15 protein-coding genes are annotated in these 14614 nt (G+C 38.6%); 11 read left to right on the top strand and 4 right to left on the bottom strand.

Going from position 1 to position 14614, the window contains the following annotated elements; translation table 11 throughout:
- Positions 1-19: 19 nt before the first annotated feature.
- The gene (locus tag FQ608_RS23760; protein ID WP_234364361.1) at positions 20-283 is read right to left on the bottom strand and encodes a hypothetical protein; all 264 of its coding nucleotides are present in this window, start codon (positions 281-283) and stop codon (positions 20-22) included.
- A gap of 244 nt (positions 284-527) precedes the next feature.
- Here FQ608_RS23760 and FQ608_RS23755 point away from each other — a divergent pair, with 244 nt between their 5' ends.
- The 11 genes from FQ608_RS23755 (at position 528) to FQ608_RS23715 (ending at position 12652) form a co-directional block, all read left to right on the top strand.
- Positions 528-761, top strand: coding sequence for a helix-turn-helix domain-containing protein (locus tag FQ608_RS23755; RefSeq protein ID WP_158860990.1), 234 nt, complete (start codon positions 528-530; stop codon positions 759-761).
- A 33-nt stretch (positions 762-794) separates the two neighbouring features.
- A complete protein-coding gene (locus FQ608_RS27845) occupies positions 795-920 on the top strand; it encodes a hypothetical protein (RefSeq protein WP_262885537.1) in 126 nt (41 codons plus the stop codon).
- Positions 921-975: 55 nt separating this feature from the next.
- Positions 976-1329: a helix-turn-helix transcriptional regulator gene (locus tag FQ608_RS23750; RefSeq protein WP_158860989.1), complete on the top strand. Its 354-nt coding sequence runs from the start codon at positions 976-978 to the stop codon at positions 1327-1329.
- 299 nt (positions 1330-1628) lie between these two features.
- Positions 1629-2243, top strand: coding sequence for a hypothetical protein (locus FQ608_RS23745; protein WP_158860988.1), 615 nt, complete (start codon positions 1629-1631; stop codon positions 2241-2243).
- 387 nt (positions 2244-2630) lie between these two features.
- On the top strand, positions 2631-2774 hold the full coding sequence (locus tag FQ608_RS27325) for a hypothetical protein (RefSeq protein WP_199856459.1): 144 nt from the start codon (positions 2631-2633) through the stop codon (positions 2772-2774).
- Positions 2775-3197: 423 nt separating this feature from the next.
- Positions 3198-6431 (top strand): type I restriction-modification system endonuclease, encoded by a 3234-nt coding sequence (hsdR, locus tag FQ608_RS23740; RefSeq protein WP_158860987.1) that lies wholly within the window; start codon positions 3198-3200, stop codon positions 6429-6431.
- 9 nt (positions 6432-6440) lie between these two features.
- A complete protein-coding gene (locus tag FQ608_RS23735; RefSeq protein ID WP_158860986.1) occupies positions 6441-7904 on the top strand; it encodes a class I SAM-dependent DNA methyltransferase in 1464 nt (487 codons plus the stop codon).
- Positions 7901-9232, top strand: coding sequence for a restriction endonuclease subunit S (locus tag FQ608_RS23730; RefSeq protein ID WP_158860985.1), 1332 nt, complete (start codon positions 7901-7903; stop codon positions 9230-9232). The genes FQ608_RS23735 and FQ608_RS23730 overlap by 4 nt, the downstream gene beginning before the upstream one ends.
- Before the next feature lie 21 nt (positions 9233-9253).
- On the top strand, positions 9254-10348 hold the full coding sequence (locus FQ608_RS23725) for a putative phage abortive infection protein (protein ID WP_158860984.1): 1095 nt from the start codon (positions 9254-9256) through the stop codon (positions 10346-10348).
- Positions 10349-10377: 29 nt separating this feature from the next.
- Positions 10378-11397 carry a nucleoid-associated protein gene (locus tag FQ608_RS23720; RefSeq protein WP_158860983.1) on the top strand — a complete coding sequence of 340 codons (1020 nt, stop codon included), beginning with the start codon at positions 10378-10380 and terminating at the stop codon, positions 11395-11397.
- The gene (locus FQ608_RS23715) at positions 11390-12652 is read left to right on the top strand and encodes a hypothetical protein (RefSeq protein ID WP_158860982.1); all 1263 of its coding nucleotides are present in this window, start codon (positions 11390-11392) and stop codon (positions 12650-12652) included. Before FQ608_RS23720 ends, FQ608_RS23715 begins: the two co-directional genes overlap by 8 nt.
- A gap of 159 nt (positions 12653-12811) precedes the next feature.
- On the opposite strand, the gene FQ608_RS23710 is transcribed toward FQ608_RS23715, so the two are convergent.
- Genes FQ608_RS23710 through FQ608_RS23700 form a run of 3 tightly spaced genes read right to left on the bottom strand, consistent with a single transcriptional unit; the run spans position 12812 to position 14400 of the window.
- Positions 12812-13348 carry a hypothetical protein gene (locus FQ608_RS23710; RefSeq protein ID WP_158860981.1) on the bottom strand — a complete coding sequence of 179 codons (537 nt, stop codon included), beginning with the start codon at positions 13346-13348 and terminating at the stop codon, positions 12812-12814.
- Complete coding sequence (locus FQ608_RS23705) at positions 13326-14063, bottom strand: ImmA/IrrE family metallo-endopeptidase (RefSeq protein WP_158860980.1); 738 nt, start codon at positions 14061-14063, stop codon at positions 13326-13328. The genes FQ608_RS23710 and FQ608_RS23705 overlap by 23 nt, the downstream gene beginning before the upstream one ends.
- Positions 14044-14400: a helix-turn-helix domain-containing protein gene (locus tag FQ608_RS23700; RefSeq protein ID WP_158860979.1), complete on the bottom strand. Its 357-nt coding sequence runs from the start codon at positions 14398-14400 to the stop codon at positions 14044-14046. Before FQ608_RS23700 ends, FQ608_RS23705 begins: the two co-directional genes overlap by 20 nt.
- Between the last annotated feature and the right edge of the window lie 214 nt (positions 14401-14614).

Here is a 14614-nt window from a genome sequence, read left to right as displayed (position 1 = left end):
TTTTTGTTTTGGTGAATAATTAGATAAAGAAAGTGCGTGCTTTGATAAATTCTGTATTCAAATAGAGGTACAGGGAAACCAGCCCAAAGGCGACAACGAAATGCAGAAAGCCGATTAGAAATGCCAGCACAATATCCTCGTGCAGGTAGAATACAATCTGCTGGGGGATGACAAAGGACAAAAAGCCGAGCACATATCCCCAGGCGAAAGATTTGGTTTTTTTGGGCACCACTCCTCCCTCACAGTAAGGACATTCAAACACATGATCCTTTTTTACTTTCATAATAAGTCTGAACGGCATTTTTCTCTCACAGTGGGGACAGCAAAAGGGTTCGTTGGTTTCCATGGCTTTAATAAGATCCCGTCTCTCAAATCTACTGAAAAGAAGGAATTTCTATTTTCATAACAATAGTTTAGATTATCTAAACAAAGGTATAGAATAAAAACCTATTTTCAAAACAGTAGTCCATATTTTAGCAACAAAAGTATTGGCTGTCTAAATTGGTATACCAAAAAACGATACATACATGACAGCATTGGGCTTGTATTTAGCCAAAAGGACGGTAAACAAGGCAGAGGTTTCCAGACGCACGGGCATCAGCAAATCCCGCCTCACCCAGCTCACCGCCAACGATTCCGCCAAACTACGGGCCGACGAACTTTACCTCATTGCCCTGGCCATCAATGTGGATCCGGGGGAGATGTTTAAGGGGTTATTTGGGGGGTTGGGGTTGAGGGGGAAAAAGGACGGGAACGTCTAGTTCCAAACTTAAATAAACCTATAAGTTGATTTCATGAAAATAGTTGATATCTTTGTAGTTGTAAATGACGCACTTGCTTCGGTCCAATATGATTCTTATGAAATCCATGAATTTGATCGAGTGTTTGATTTTCTCAATGATACTGAGCGGTTTTCTTGAAGAAGCCGAAATAGAAATAGATGATTTCTTTACCAACAAATGACACTCAAATTCAATGAAAACTAAAGAAAAAGTTCAGAACCTTTTCAGCAAGGCAAAAAAAGATGAGAGCTGGCTGAACAAAGCCCATTGGAGAAAAGAAAACAGATATTGGCTGGATAGGTCCTTTGATATAGCTGTAGAGGTATTGATAGCTATCAAAGCCCAAAAGATGACACAAGTAGAATTGGCGGAAAAGCTGGGTGTAAGTTCCCAATATGTCAACAAACTGCTTAAAGGACAGGAAAACCTAACCTTGGATACCATCGGTAAACTTGAGAAAGTTCTTGGGATAAGTTTAATCGAAGTACAGACCTCCTCCAAAGAGGTGGAATCAGTTTCTCATTCGGAACTGGAAGAGAAGACTTAGCCAAACAGACGGTAAACAGATCAGGGGTTTCCCGGAGTAGGGGCATCAGCAAATTGCCCAGCTCACATCCAACGACTCCGCCAAACTCCGGGCGGACGAATTCTACAGAGCCATCAATGCAGTTCCGGGGGAGATGTTCAAGGAGTTGTTTGTGGGGGTGGGGTTGAGGGAAAAGAAAGGATAAGGGGTAATAATTCACTGTTATTTTCGAAAGTGTTGAATGGGGCTTGCGACGCAGATAGCATGAGATTTGGATTGGTTATACCTCAAGTACTACGTGTTTACCATTTATACTAACTATGATTAGAAGATTCAACATATATACCTTTCCCCTCTTAGCAAGTATTATTGATCACATTGAGGCCACATTAGAATGTCCAAAGTTTGCAGATTATAGCGACAAGATAGAAATTGACATATGGCAAAATGTTAAGCACAAAATGCCCCACAATAAAGAGGTTGCAGAGAAGGGATTTGGCTTTTGCATAACTAACTATTTTGAATCTGAAGAGTTCAAAAGAATAATTATTATCAATTTGGACAACTGCAATCTGGCCAAATTTACCGACCGTGAAATAGGTGCGGTTATTTTTCACGAACTTGGCCATTTATTAAATAATCCTGAACTAGCCAAATTTCCTACTATAATGGATCACGTTTTATATGGTATTGATTATAGTCCCGATATTGCTGATAAATTTCGCCAGCAAAACGATATTAAAATGGAAACATTTGCTGACTCGTATGCTAATCAGAATGGATTTGGATGTGAATTAATCTCGACTTTTCATAAGCAAAATAGTCAATTTGAGCAGAAATTAGGTTATTTAGAAGAAAGGATAAAATCTATCGAAAAAAACGAAGTATTTATAGGATCTGTTTTCCCTATTGAAATTTACTCGGGTAGGAATTAGGTTTCAAACTCCAGGCCGAAGAACTCTACATGATTGCCCTGACCATAATGCTGATCGGGGAGAACTGTTTAAAGAGTTGCTTTGGGATCGGGTTGAAGGGGAAAAATGAATGGGAGGTAATAATCGGCTTAATAATACTTTCGGTCCTTGGCAAATTAATTGACGGTTCAAATCGATATTTATACTACTATATGAGAATGACTAACCTTAAGTTTTTCGAGATTAAAGGTGGTAAAATAGACTTATTTTTTATTAGGAAAATAAATATTATTATCTGTTTTCCAAACTGTTAAATTCGTGTTTAATATACTTCCTATGCACATTTTGATTCAAATACTTTTAACTTTGATCTAGCAAAAAAGTAAGTCTGACATAACCCAAAAATTTATGGAAACAATTAAAGCAATCAAACCAGGGCCAAAAAGAACGGCAGATTCAACAGGCAAGCCAGACAGGCGTCAGCGGGATAATAAAGATACTCCAGGAAATACACCATCACTTAAACCTTCTAAGAAAAAAACTGGAAAGTGAGTCCATGAGTTTTAGCTGAAAATACCAAGTTGGCTATTTTCAGCTAAAACTTACTTTTTACCCATGCACTTTAAAACTTTAAAAATATTATCTCCGGTTGGCAGTTGCCTGTTCTTCAGAAAGAAGACACAGCCCACGCAATAGGATTTATTCCCTCTGATTTTCCGGAAATTTATATGTCACCTTACGGCGATGGAAATGATGATGGCTGGCCAGGCTTTTTTGATTTAAAGGATTAAGGTAGATAGACTCATCCTGTATCTCCAGAAAGGAAAGAGGAATGAAAAATTATCCATTCAGCCATCCTCACTTTTAATTCAAAATTTCATGGAATATAGGTCAGATTCACCGAAAAGATTATATTTTTACCTGAAACCAATTTATAAGGTGTCTATTCTATATTTTAAGCTGTAAGTTTACTCAATGGCCAAATCCAATTTTTCATATTTAGAGGATGAGTTTCCCATACTTTTTAATATTGGGCAAGCAGCCGAGTTTAATCTGTACCTAGATCCGGTTACCTGCCTGTTTAAGTTGCGGCAGTTTGGGGAGAAGTTGTCTGAAGTGTTGTTTGAGGAACATCACCTGGAGTTTCCCTATGACAACTCATTTCACAACAGGCTCAAAACCTTGGAGTTTGAGGGGATAATTCCTCCGCAGGTAAAAGACCTGCTTCATGGCATCAAGCACAAGGGAAATTTGGCGGTGCACCAAAATAAGGGATCAGTAGAAGAAGCCAAGGAATTGCTTTTTTCTTCTTTCAAAATCGCCAAATGGTTTTACCAAGCTTACTCCGAAGAAAACGATGACCTGACCCAGGTTAGGTTTATGGTTCCGGAAAAACTGGATACCCGGCATGCACTCCATGTTTTGGAATTTGAATATGCCGAGCTGCAAAGAAAATTTGAGGCACTCTTGGCACAACGGGATACAACCGAATTACCGGAGGAAAAACAAAAGGAAATTCAAGAAAGGTCTCAACAGGCGGCGAAAAAAATTGAAATGTCAGAGGCAGAAACACGCCTTTTGATTGACGAACAATTACGCCGAGCCGGATGGGAAGTGGATACCCATACACTGAATTTTAAAAGCCACAAAACCAAACCTCAACGGGGAAAGAATTTGGCGATAGCCGAATGGCCCTGTGGCACCAAATGGGCGGATTATGCGCTCTTCGTAGGAAATGATCTCTATGGTCTCGTCGAGGCAAAAAAATATGCGGCAGATATTTCTACCGACTTGCAACAATCCAAAGCATATGCCGAATCGGTGGTACTCGGATATGAGGCAGTTCTATTAGGCAAATGGGGTGATTACAAAGTTCCCTTTCTTTTCTCTACCAACGGAAGACCGTATCTGGAGCAGATAAAGACGAAAAGCGGGGTCTGGTTTTTGGATATTCGAAATCCCCATGAACGATCCAGGGCTCTTCAGGGATGGTATAGCCCTGAAGGATTGGTGAAGCTATTTGAAAAAAACCTTACCGAATCCGAAGAAAAATTAAAAGATGAGGCGCTGGATTTTCTGGAAAGCGCAACTGGACTGGGATTGCGAAAATATCAGCTAGAAGCCATAAAAGCCGTTGAGCAGAAATTGATTGACACTCCCAATGACAGAAAAAGCCTCATAACTATGGCCACCGGCACCGGAAAAACCCGGACCATAATTGGCCTGTGCTATCGGTTAATACAGTCAAACCGATTTAGAAGGATTCTATTTCTGGTGGACAGAACTCTTTTGGCAACGCAGGCGATTAATGCCTTCAAGGATAATAAGATCGTAGGGTTGAATACTTTTTCCGAGATCTATGATGTCAAAGAAATAACCGACAAAATCCCCGATTTGGATACCCGTTTGCATTTTGCCACGGTTCAGGGAATGGTCAAACGCCTATTTTTCAATGAGGGAAATGACATCCCTTCTGTAGACCAATATGACTGCATCATCATTGACGAAGCCCACCGGGGATACTTAATGGACCGGGAGATCTATGAAGATGATTTGGATTTTAAGGATCAACGGGACTATGTGAGCAAATACCGTATGGTGCTGGATTATTTTGATGCCTATGCTATAGGCCTAACGGCGACTCCGGCGTTACATACCACCGAAATATTTGGTTCGGCTGTCTATACCTACTCCTACAGGGAGGCGGTGATAGATGGCTACCTGATAGACCATGACCCTCCCATAAAGATTAAAACAAAGCTGGGTGAGGAGGGCATTGTATGGGAAAAAGGAGAAAAACCTAAGGCCTTTGATAAAGAGTCCAATTCCATAATTGAGCTTGAAAAGCTTGACGACGAATTAAAAATCGACATTTCCGGATTTAACAAGATGGTGATTACGGAAAACTTCAACCGGATCGTAATCCAACAGTTGGTGAAAGACCTTGACCCGGATGGGGAAGAAAAAACCCTGATTTTTGCCGCAACGGACGAGCATGCCGATCGGGTTGTCCAATATTTGAAGGAGGAATTCGAGCTGTTGGGAATAGATGTGGGCGATGATGCCATTCAGAAGATTACCGGAAAATCCTATGATCCTCAGGAGCAACTTACCCGGTACAAAAATGAGAAATACCCAAACATTGCCGTTACGGTAGATTTGCTGACCACGGGCGTCGATGTTCCCGCAATTTGCAATTTAGTGTTTCTTAGACGGATAAAATCCAGGATTCTTTACGAGCAAATGTTGGGAAGAGCTACACGAAGGTGCGATGAAATCGGCAAGGAAGCCTTCCGGATCTACGATGCTGTCAAAATCTATGAAACCCTGGAAGGCTTCACGCAGATGAAACCTGTTGTCGCCAATCCCTCCGCCAGTTTTAGAGAACTGGTCGGCGAGCTTCCCCTGATTGACAAGGAAGACCGGGTCAAAAAACAAATTGAACAGGTAATTGCCAAAATCCAGCGAAAGAAGAAATTCCTTACGAACGAAAACCAAGAACGATTCAACTACTTTACCGCAGGGGAAGACCCGGACGCATTGATTGACAGTTTGAAAAAAGGCGAGGTGCCTTATTCTGCTAATAAGATTCTAAAGCTTACCGGACTTTGGAAGTTTTTGGATGAATTGAAAGCAGCACCCAGTAGGATGCTCGTCTCCGAACATGCAGATATATTTCTGGGAATTGAAAGAGGGTATGGAAATGCCAAAAAGCCTGAGGATTACCTGGACAACTTTGCGCAGTTTATACGGGAAAATGAAAATAAAATTGAGGGCCTCAATATCGTCTGCAGCCGGCCTACTGAGCTAGACCGCAAATCCTTACGGGATCTGATGCTGATATTGGATCAAGAGGGCTATAATGCGAAAACCCTGAACACCGCATGGAGAGCCGCCAAAAATGAGGATATTGCAGCAGATATCATTTCCTATATCCGTACGCTGACGCTGGGAAGCTCGCTGATTAGCCATGAAGATCGTGTCAAAAAAGCCGTGGATAGCATCCGTCAAATGAAGGCATGGAACAAAACCCAACTCAAGTGGATAGAGCGTTTTGAAAAACAGTTGCTCAAAGAGACTATACTAAGACGGGAAGATTTGGACCGGGATCCGTTCGATACGGCAGGTGGTTTTGACCGGCTCAATAAGATTTTTGAGGCCCAGTTGGACGAGGTGATTGCCGAAATAAACAAGAATTTATACGCCTAATAAAAAAGCATGAGTGCAGAACAAATTGCAAAGAAACTGTGGGACCTGTGTAATGTCCTCCGTGATGATGGAGTGACCTATCACCAGTATTTGAATGAACTGACGTATATTCTTTTTTTGAGATTGTCCGAGGTAAAGAAGTTTGACCAGGATATACCTGAGAAATACCGCTGGAGCAACCTGAAAGGCATCAAGGACAACAAAGAGCTTTTTGACACCTACCGGGACCTTCTGGCCAATCTAGGCACAATGTCTTCCAATCAAACCATTACCGAGATCTATACCAATGCCTCCTCGACGCTAAGGAAACCCGTAAACCTGCGCACTCTTATTACAAATATCGATCTGATCGATTGGTTTGAGGATGAGGAGCAGGACAAGATTGCCAGCATCTATGAAGAACTGCTGGAAAAGAATGCGGGGGAAAAGAAAAGCGGAGCCGGACAATACTTTACACCCCGACCCCTGATTAATGTGATGGTGGAACTGCTGTCCCCAAAGATCGGGGAGCGCTGGAATGACCCGGCAGCGGGAACCTTTGGGTTTATGATTGCTGCGGATGAATACCTGAAGCGAAAATACGACGATTACTATGCCCTAAGTCAACAGGAACGAAACTTCCAAATTCATGAAGCTTTTTCCGGCTGCGAACTGGTACAGGATGCCCACAGACTGGCCCTGATGAATGCTAAGCTGCATGGACTGGAAAGTCCCATAGTTATGGGAGATACGTTGACAGAGCTGGGAAAAACGTTTAAAAACTATGACGGCGTTCTAGCCAATCCACCTTTCGGCACCAAACAGGGTGGCGAACGTCCTACTAGGGATGACTTTACGATAAAGACCTCCAACAAGCAGTTAAATTTCCTGATGCATATCTACCGATCTCTGAGGCGGGATACGGGGACGGCAAGGGCGGCAGTAGTGCTACCCGATAATGTGCTTTTTGAAGACAATGACGGACAAAAAATCCGCCGTGACCTAATGGACAAATGTGACCTGCATACCGTATTGCGTCTGCCAACAGGGATTTTCTATGCGGCGGGAGTCAAGACCAATGTGCTGTTCTTTACCCGGGGCAAAAAAGAAACAGGCAATACGCAGCGGGTATGGTTTTACGACATGCGGACCAATGCCCCAAGTTACGGGAAGCGTACCCCATTTACCCGGGAGGCCTTTGCGGATTTTGTTACTGCCTATACCGGTGGTATAGGCATGGATTCGGTCAAAGACAACTATGTAGGGGCAATCGACGATGAAAAGCGAAAAGCAGTCCAAGATCCAAGATGGCAGGTATTTACCAGAGAGCAGATCGCTGCCAAAAACGATTCCTTGGATATAGGGCTAATCGTAGATGAAAGCATCAGCCGAAATGCCGATTTGGGTGACCCCTTGGATATTGCCAGGCAGGCAGCAAGTGAGTTGGATGCCATTAAAAAAGAGTTGGATCAGATAATTGGTTTGTTGGGATGATGGAGGAAAAATTACCAAAGGGTTGGGAAATTGTAATTATTTCTGATGTGGCAGAAATAATATCTGGTATAGGATTTCCGAAAGATTTACAAGGAAAAACTAAAGGCAAATTCCCCTTCTATAAAGTTGGAGATATATCTAGGTCAGTCAAAAGCGGAAGAAAATTTTTAGAAAATGCTGAAAGCTATATTGATGAAGATGAAAAGAAATTTTTGAAAGCTAAGGAGTTTCCTAAAAACACAATAGTCTTTGCGAAAATTGGAGAGGCTTTAAAATTGAACAGAAGGGGAATACTTTCTTCACCCTCATTTATTGACAACAATGTTATGGGATTAATTCCCAATAGAAATATTGAAAACCTATTTCTATACTACTTTTTATTAACAGAGGATTTAGGAAAATACAGTTCAGGAAACACTATCCCCTCCATCCGAAAAAGTTCAGTTGCAGAAATTCAAATCCCTCTTCCTCCCATTCCCGAGCAGAAGCGGATTGTAGCCAAATTGGATGCTTTGTTTGGGCATTTGGATAGGTTACGGGAGAAGTTGGAAAGGATTCCGGCCTTACTGAAAAACTTCCGTCAGCAGGTCCTGACCCAGGCCGTGACGGGGGAGTTGATTCGAGAAAATATGAAAATTGTTTCTTTGGGAGAATACCTTCAGGATATTAAATACGGAACTTCTCAAAAATCCGAATATAACATTGAGGGAATTCCAATCTTACGAATACCAAATATAGAGGTGGAAAGAGGCGTAATTTCATCATCTGACCTGAAATACTCAATTCTTGAAGATAAAGAATATGATAAGCTAAAACTCAAAAAAGGAGATTTGCTGATTATTCGGTCGAACGGCAGCGTCACTCTTGTAGGTCAATCCGCAATAATAGGAGAAGAGGAAGTCGATTTTGGATATGCTGGTTATTTAGTACGTTTGAGGACTGCAAATACCCTAGACCCAATTTACCTTAACTTTATTCTGAAAAGTAATTATTTACGTGGACAGATAATTGAGATGGCTAGATCAACCAGTGGGGTAAATAATATCAACACCACAGAAATTAAATCATTAAAAATCCCAATAACAAGTATCCAAAACCAAAAACGGATTATTGATCGAATCAGGATAATTTTTGCTGTGGCCGACAAAATCGAATCACAGTATGTTTCCTTAAAAGCCAAAATTGACCAATTACCTCAGGCGATATTGGCGAAGGCTTTTAGGGGGGAGTTGGTGGATCAGGAGGTGAAGGAGTATGTGGTGGAGGAAAGAGAGGGGTTGTTGGTAGCGGAGGATAAGGAAAGGTATGAAAAGTTGAATAAAGTATGAGGAAGTTAAAATACATTTGAAATGAACTCCAGTCATAAAAGTCTTGAATTCCGAATTCTAATTTGGTCAATAACAACTTTTGCAGTATTGCTTTGTGGGGTGGTCATAGCCTTGATTTTCGGTTTTATAAAATCAGATTCTGTTGGACATTTAGGAAGTCTGGGGGATGCGCTAGGTGGTACTACAGCACCAATATTAGGTTCATTGGCAATTGTCGTTACGTTTTTAGCATTTTGGATTCAATATGAGGCTAATCAGGAAATAAGGAGGGACATAAGGTTAGACAGATTTGAGAATAAGTTTTACGAACTACTAAGGCTTCATCAGTACAATGTAGATTCACTTGAAGTGTCCGGAAAATTTAAGGGTAGGAAAGCCTTTGAAAAAATGCACGAAGAGTTAAGGTATCTATTTTATTTTGTTGAAAGAGAGTTAAATTCTTGGAACGAAATTAATGAACGAAAATTAAATTATGATAAATCAAATCTTATGGATTTGGCTTACACGATCTTTTTTTTCGGGCTTCAAGAGACAAGAAATAATAAATTCTATATAAAAAATAATCTGCATACTCCATTTGCTGCGAAAGTAATCATGGAGCTTAACAAGCTGAAAAACCGTTCGAAAAACGAAAAAAAAGACGGATTTACAAAATTCAAATTAGAAGAAATCAATGATGTCACTTGGAAACCTTCTTATATCCCATTTCAGGGACATGTGTCGAAACTAGGGCATTATTACAGACATTTATACCAACTTTTTAAATTTATCTGTAGTAACCCTACTTTGGAAAACAACAAAGAATTGACATATAGTTATGTGAAAATTGTAAGGGCTCAATTATCTAATCATGAGCAAGCTCTTATATATTTTAATTCATTTTTCAATGCAGGTAAAATTTGGTGGCAAGAAAGCGATCCTAATTTAAAGAATGAAAAAGGAGAACGATTAAGCTATTTTCTAGATTATGGAATTATTAAAAACCTTCCATTTCATCTTACAAAGTTTGGCCCTGAACCTGAAATGGAATTTAGATTAGCATTATCCAAAAGAGGCCGAAAAGAAGAAGAAATAGATCATGCTATGGAAAAGCTGTTTGAGTGGATCGGTGGCTAATATTTACTTATTGAGAAAAATATAAAAATATGAATATACATAGAATTATAGTTCACGAAGTTCAAAAGGAGCCGAATAGGAAGGACACTAAATTAGTTCTTTCGGACCAATTAATCCTCTTGTCAGCTGAATCAAAAAGACTAGTGACAGAACTTTCTAAAAGCTATACCTCAGATAAAATCACATATGGGATTTTTAATCTTGAACCAAGTAGTTACTTTCCTGATAGATTTAATCAATACAATTCTATACTATCTTATGAGGATGAGACTTTTATTGATTTAACTAGAGATCAGATTTCTGGGATTAAAACTTTTATTAGTCAAAAGAATTTTGCTAAAGGAGGGTATTTTTTATTTACTGAATACGAAAGCAATGGTACTGAATTTTACGCTATATTTTTATTAAGAGACACCGCTGGAAATACATTAAGGAGAGTGGGTAGTACTTTCGAAGTTAACTCTGTAGAGTATTTAGATACTAACCACTTGGCAATGGCTTTCAGGTTAAATGTTCCAAATTTTAATAAAAAGGAAGGGAATTACATATCATTTACAAATCGTAAACAACCTGATGTTTCAGAATACTTTACAGATTGGGTTTGTGCAACTAAATTAGAAAGTAGCACAGATTTTACAAAAAAACTCTATGATATAATTAATGAAATTCCTTTGCCAAAGAATCCTAAGACTGGTAAAGAGTACTCTATTGATGAAGTTAGAAATATGGTCTATGACCATGCAAAGTCAAATGGGCAAAAGAACATCAACCTTAAAAGCCTTAGTGAGCATATTTATGGTGACGAAGGTATAATTCAAGATTTTGCGACAAATAATGATATTGAGATTGATACTGAATTTAGGTTTGATAGGAATGTTCTAAAAAAATTTATACAGTTGTCAATCAGTGTTGATGGAATTAGATTAAATTTTTCAAGAAATGATTTGGGAACTAAGGTTCGTAGATCAGAAGATAATCCTAATGCCATCATTATTGAATCAGAACTCTTTGTAAATAAGTTCAAAGTGGAATCAGAAAGTAATGTTTAATATTGAAGAACATAAAAAATTTGTAAATCTAATTTCTCCTATTTCCGAAGCTAACATTGGAAATGGGTATATTGATATTCATTATTCAGAATCAAAGAAGGATTTAGCAGATTCTTTGGGTTTAAAAAATGAGAAGTATAGTGATATCCTTAGAATTGAACCAATTAAGGATCAAATATTTTTTTTCAAAGACTTAGGTGAACTCTGCCTCTTTATGGAATATGATAAATTCAAGAGTCTTCTTGTCTTTGATGGAACTGAATATTATTCTTTTGTTGATGGAGCGACTTATAAAAATTTTAGGCCAGAAAACGATTTTTTCCTATTTACAAATTCCAAATGTTATTGTGAATTTATTAGTTATTTAAGATCTTTGGTTTCTAAAGAAAATAAAGAATTTCACTTTATTGATTCTTATAGTATTGATTCGAGAAGAATTACAATGATTAGTTTTTCTGAAAAGGGTAGATTAACTATGAACTATTCTATAGCATCTCCTAATTTCGCTACCTCTATAGATTATCGAAAAGGGCTCACTTCATTTATACAATGTTTCAAAACTGAAAATAAATCTCTTCCAAAGTTTCTTAAGTCGGAAATAATAAAATTTGGACAAAATTTTGAAGAAGAAATTAGATTTAAAAGGATTTTCGAATCCCTTGAGAATATTACTGAAAAGGCGAACATCAACTTTGAAGTTTACCTCAATGAGGTTTCAGTTGAAAAGCTAAAAAAAGACTATGATGAGCTGAAAACGAAATACTTCAAAGAGTTGTCAGAAACTCTAGGGAAAATAACTCAAAAACTAATTGGTTTACCAATAGGTGTATCAGCAAGTTTAATAGCAATCGATAGAGTAAGCGGAAGTCCCCAGTTTCTTTATCTACTGCTAGTAGTAATAATTTCGACTTCTGTTATCTTGAGTGTACTAATAAATTCAAACTTAAAGGATCTAAATTATCTGAAAAAAATATTCTCACTTGATTATGAATTTTTATCTGAAAATAAATTTTTCAAAAAACATTCTACTGAGCTAGAATTGTTTTCGGAAATAAAAGATTCATTTATGGATAAGCAATCATTTTATTTTGTCATTTCCCAGATACTATTTTTTGTTATGAATATTGCTAATATATTTGTTATTTTATTCATTTTTCGAGCTTTACAAGCTGATGAAACGGCTATATATGTGATTTTAGGAGGTTTTGTTATATTAATGTTTTGGTATTGGTTTGAAAAAATGAAGAAACGTTAAAAATCACTTCATATTAATATATAATAGCTTCATCCCCCACCTTTACCTCATTCAAAATTGGAATTATCAAATGTCCTGATTCTATTTCTATGCCGATGATTAGACTGTACCGGACAGATTGATCGGGATGATGGCATAACCAAACCTTCCCTCCTTCTGTCAAATATCAATTTCTCTACACTTGAACGCTTTCCACTTTTTCACAGGCAATATACTCCCTGCCAGAAGTACTTTTTTAATAAATTCATCGCAGTCCAGCTCGGAGAGGAGTTTATTTTCTACCGCTCTACAAAGAAAATCCATGGTACTGAGATATGTGATCTGATGCATTTTGCAGTAGTTGGCAATATCCTTTAGATTACTGCTGGCAAGAATATTTCTAGAAAACCGAACCACCGCCATGCAGGCAGCCTCACCGTCTCCCTTGAACATCACCTTCTTGATATGAAGATATTCCTTTTTGATCATTAAATCATCCTCAGGAAAGGGAATTTGCTTTATCAGTTTGAAACGAAGTAGGTTATCGACCTCGGTCTTCCTTCCTGGCATCCGGGATACTTCCGCATAGACCTTGTCCAGGATTCTGATGGGGTACGGAAAAATTGATGGAAGTAAGGTAATCTGCCCACCGCTTATGAAGTGGGAAATGACATCAGCATCGATAAGGATTATTTTACCCTCCTTCTTCATCTCCATTTTTTAAAAGCACCGAAAAATCAACTCCCAAATCTTCCAACAGGGAATAATAGTGGGACTCTGAAATGGCTCCCTTTTCAAAAAGTTTCCTGGCAATATCCCCATAGTTTCCAATTACCTCCTCTTGGTTATCCTTTTCATATAATTTCAAGGAATAACCGTGATCCATCGCACTCCTTCTTACGCTATGTTTGAATGCTTCAAGTTGCTGACTTTTAATCAAACCGAGATCTTGCATCCTGTAAAGCAATGCTGACCTAGAACAGGAAAAGTATTGCTCTATCTTCAAAATAGTTGCCAAGCTAATCGTTGATTCTTCTATTTCCCGGTCAGAAATCAAAGCCATAATCCCCTCTTTGGGCATCAGGAACCTAGAGGCGAATAGATCCGCATTATATTCTTCTTTATCCTTTTTGTCGAAGATCCCAACTTGACAAAAGTGGTAAACAAAATCCGCTTGGATAAAAAGATGATACAATTCGTGGCAAATTGTAAAATGTTGATGGCCTAGGGTCCTTGCGGTATTTATAAGCATAAATCGGTTGTCAGGCCCCATTTTCATAGCCATTCCCGAAATCTCCATCTCCAAGGGACGAAAAACAGCTAGCACCCCTAGTTTATGAAGCAAACTTTTAAGGTGTATACTTTCCTTGTTACTGTAGCCATTTTGCGCCCTAAAGAGGGAGGCATGTTTATCAAGTACCAGCGGGTTCATTTTCCAATAGATTTTTCATATTGAGATAGTTCCTGACAATTTTCTTAAACTTGGCAATCTGTACCAGGTCCTTAGAATTAATACTATCAGCCCTAAAAGCCAGTGCAACGTTTACATTTGCGATGTCCATATCCTCTTCAAAAAAATCATATTCATCCACACCATACAAATTAGCCAACTGGCTTAATACGTTAGAAGGAGCCGACCGTTTTCCATTTTCGTAATAGCTAACCTCCTCACGATTGATCTGTAAATAATCAGCCACCTGATCCTGGGTAAATCCCAATTTCTTACGAAGGGAGCTAAGGTTCTTTCCGATAATTTGATCCTGATTCATATTGAATTTGGTTAAAAAAATGTGTTACAAATATAGAATTTAATTTTACATATCTAGAATTATGTAACACAATTTAAATTCAAATTGTTTCGAAGTGATTCCCCTTCAACTGAAGGATTACATTGCTTTTGGGTCCAAATATTTGGGAAGAATTTGAGGAAAGGTTGTTTAAGTTGATTATAGACTGATCCTGAGGTCAAATCTATGGTTTCAA

The sequence above is a fragment of the Lunatibacter salilacus genome, assembly GCF_009797935.1.
GTDB classification, from domain to species: domain Bacteria; phylum Bacteroidota; class Bacteroidia; order Cytophagales; family Cyclobacteriaceae; genus Lunatibacter; species Lunatibacter salilacus.
The sequence above is the reverse complement of the archived record's forward strand: the minus strand, read 5'-3'. Positions and strand labels throughout refer to the sequence as shown.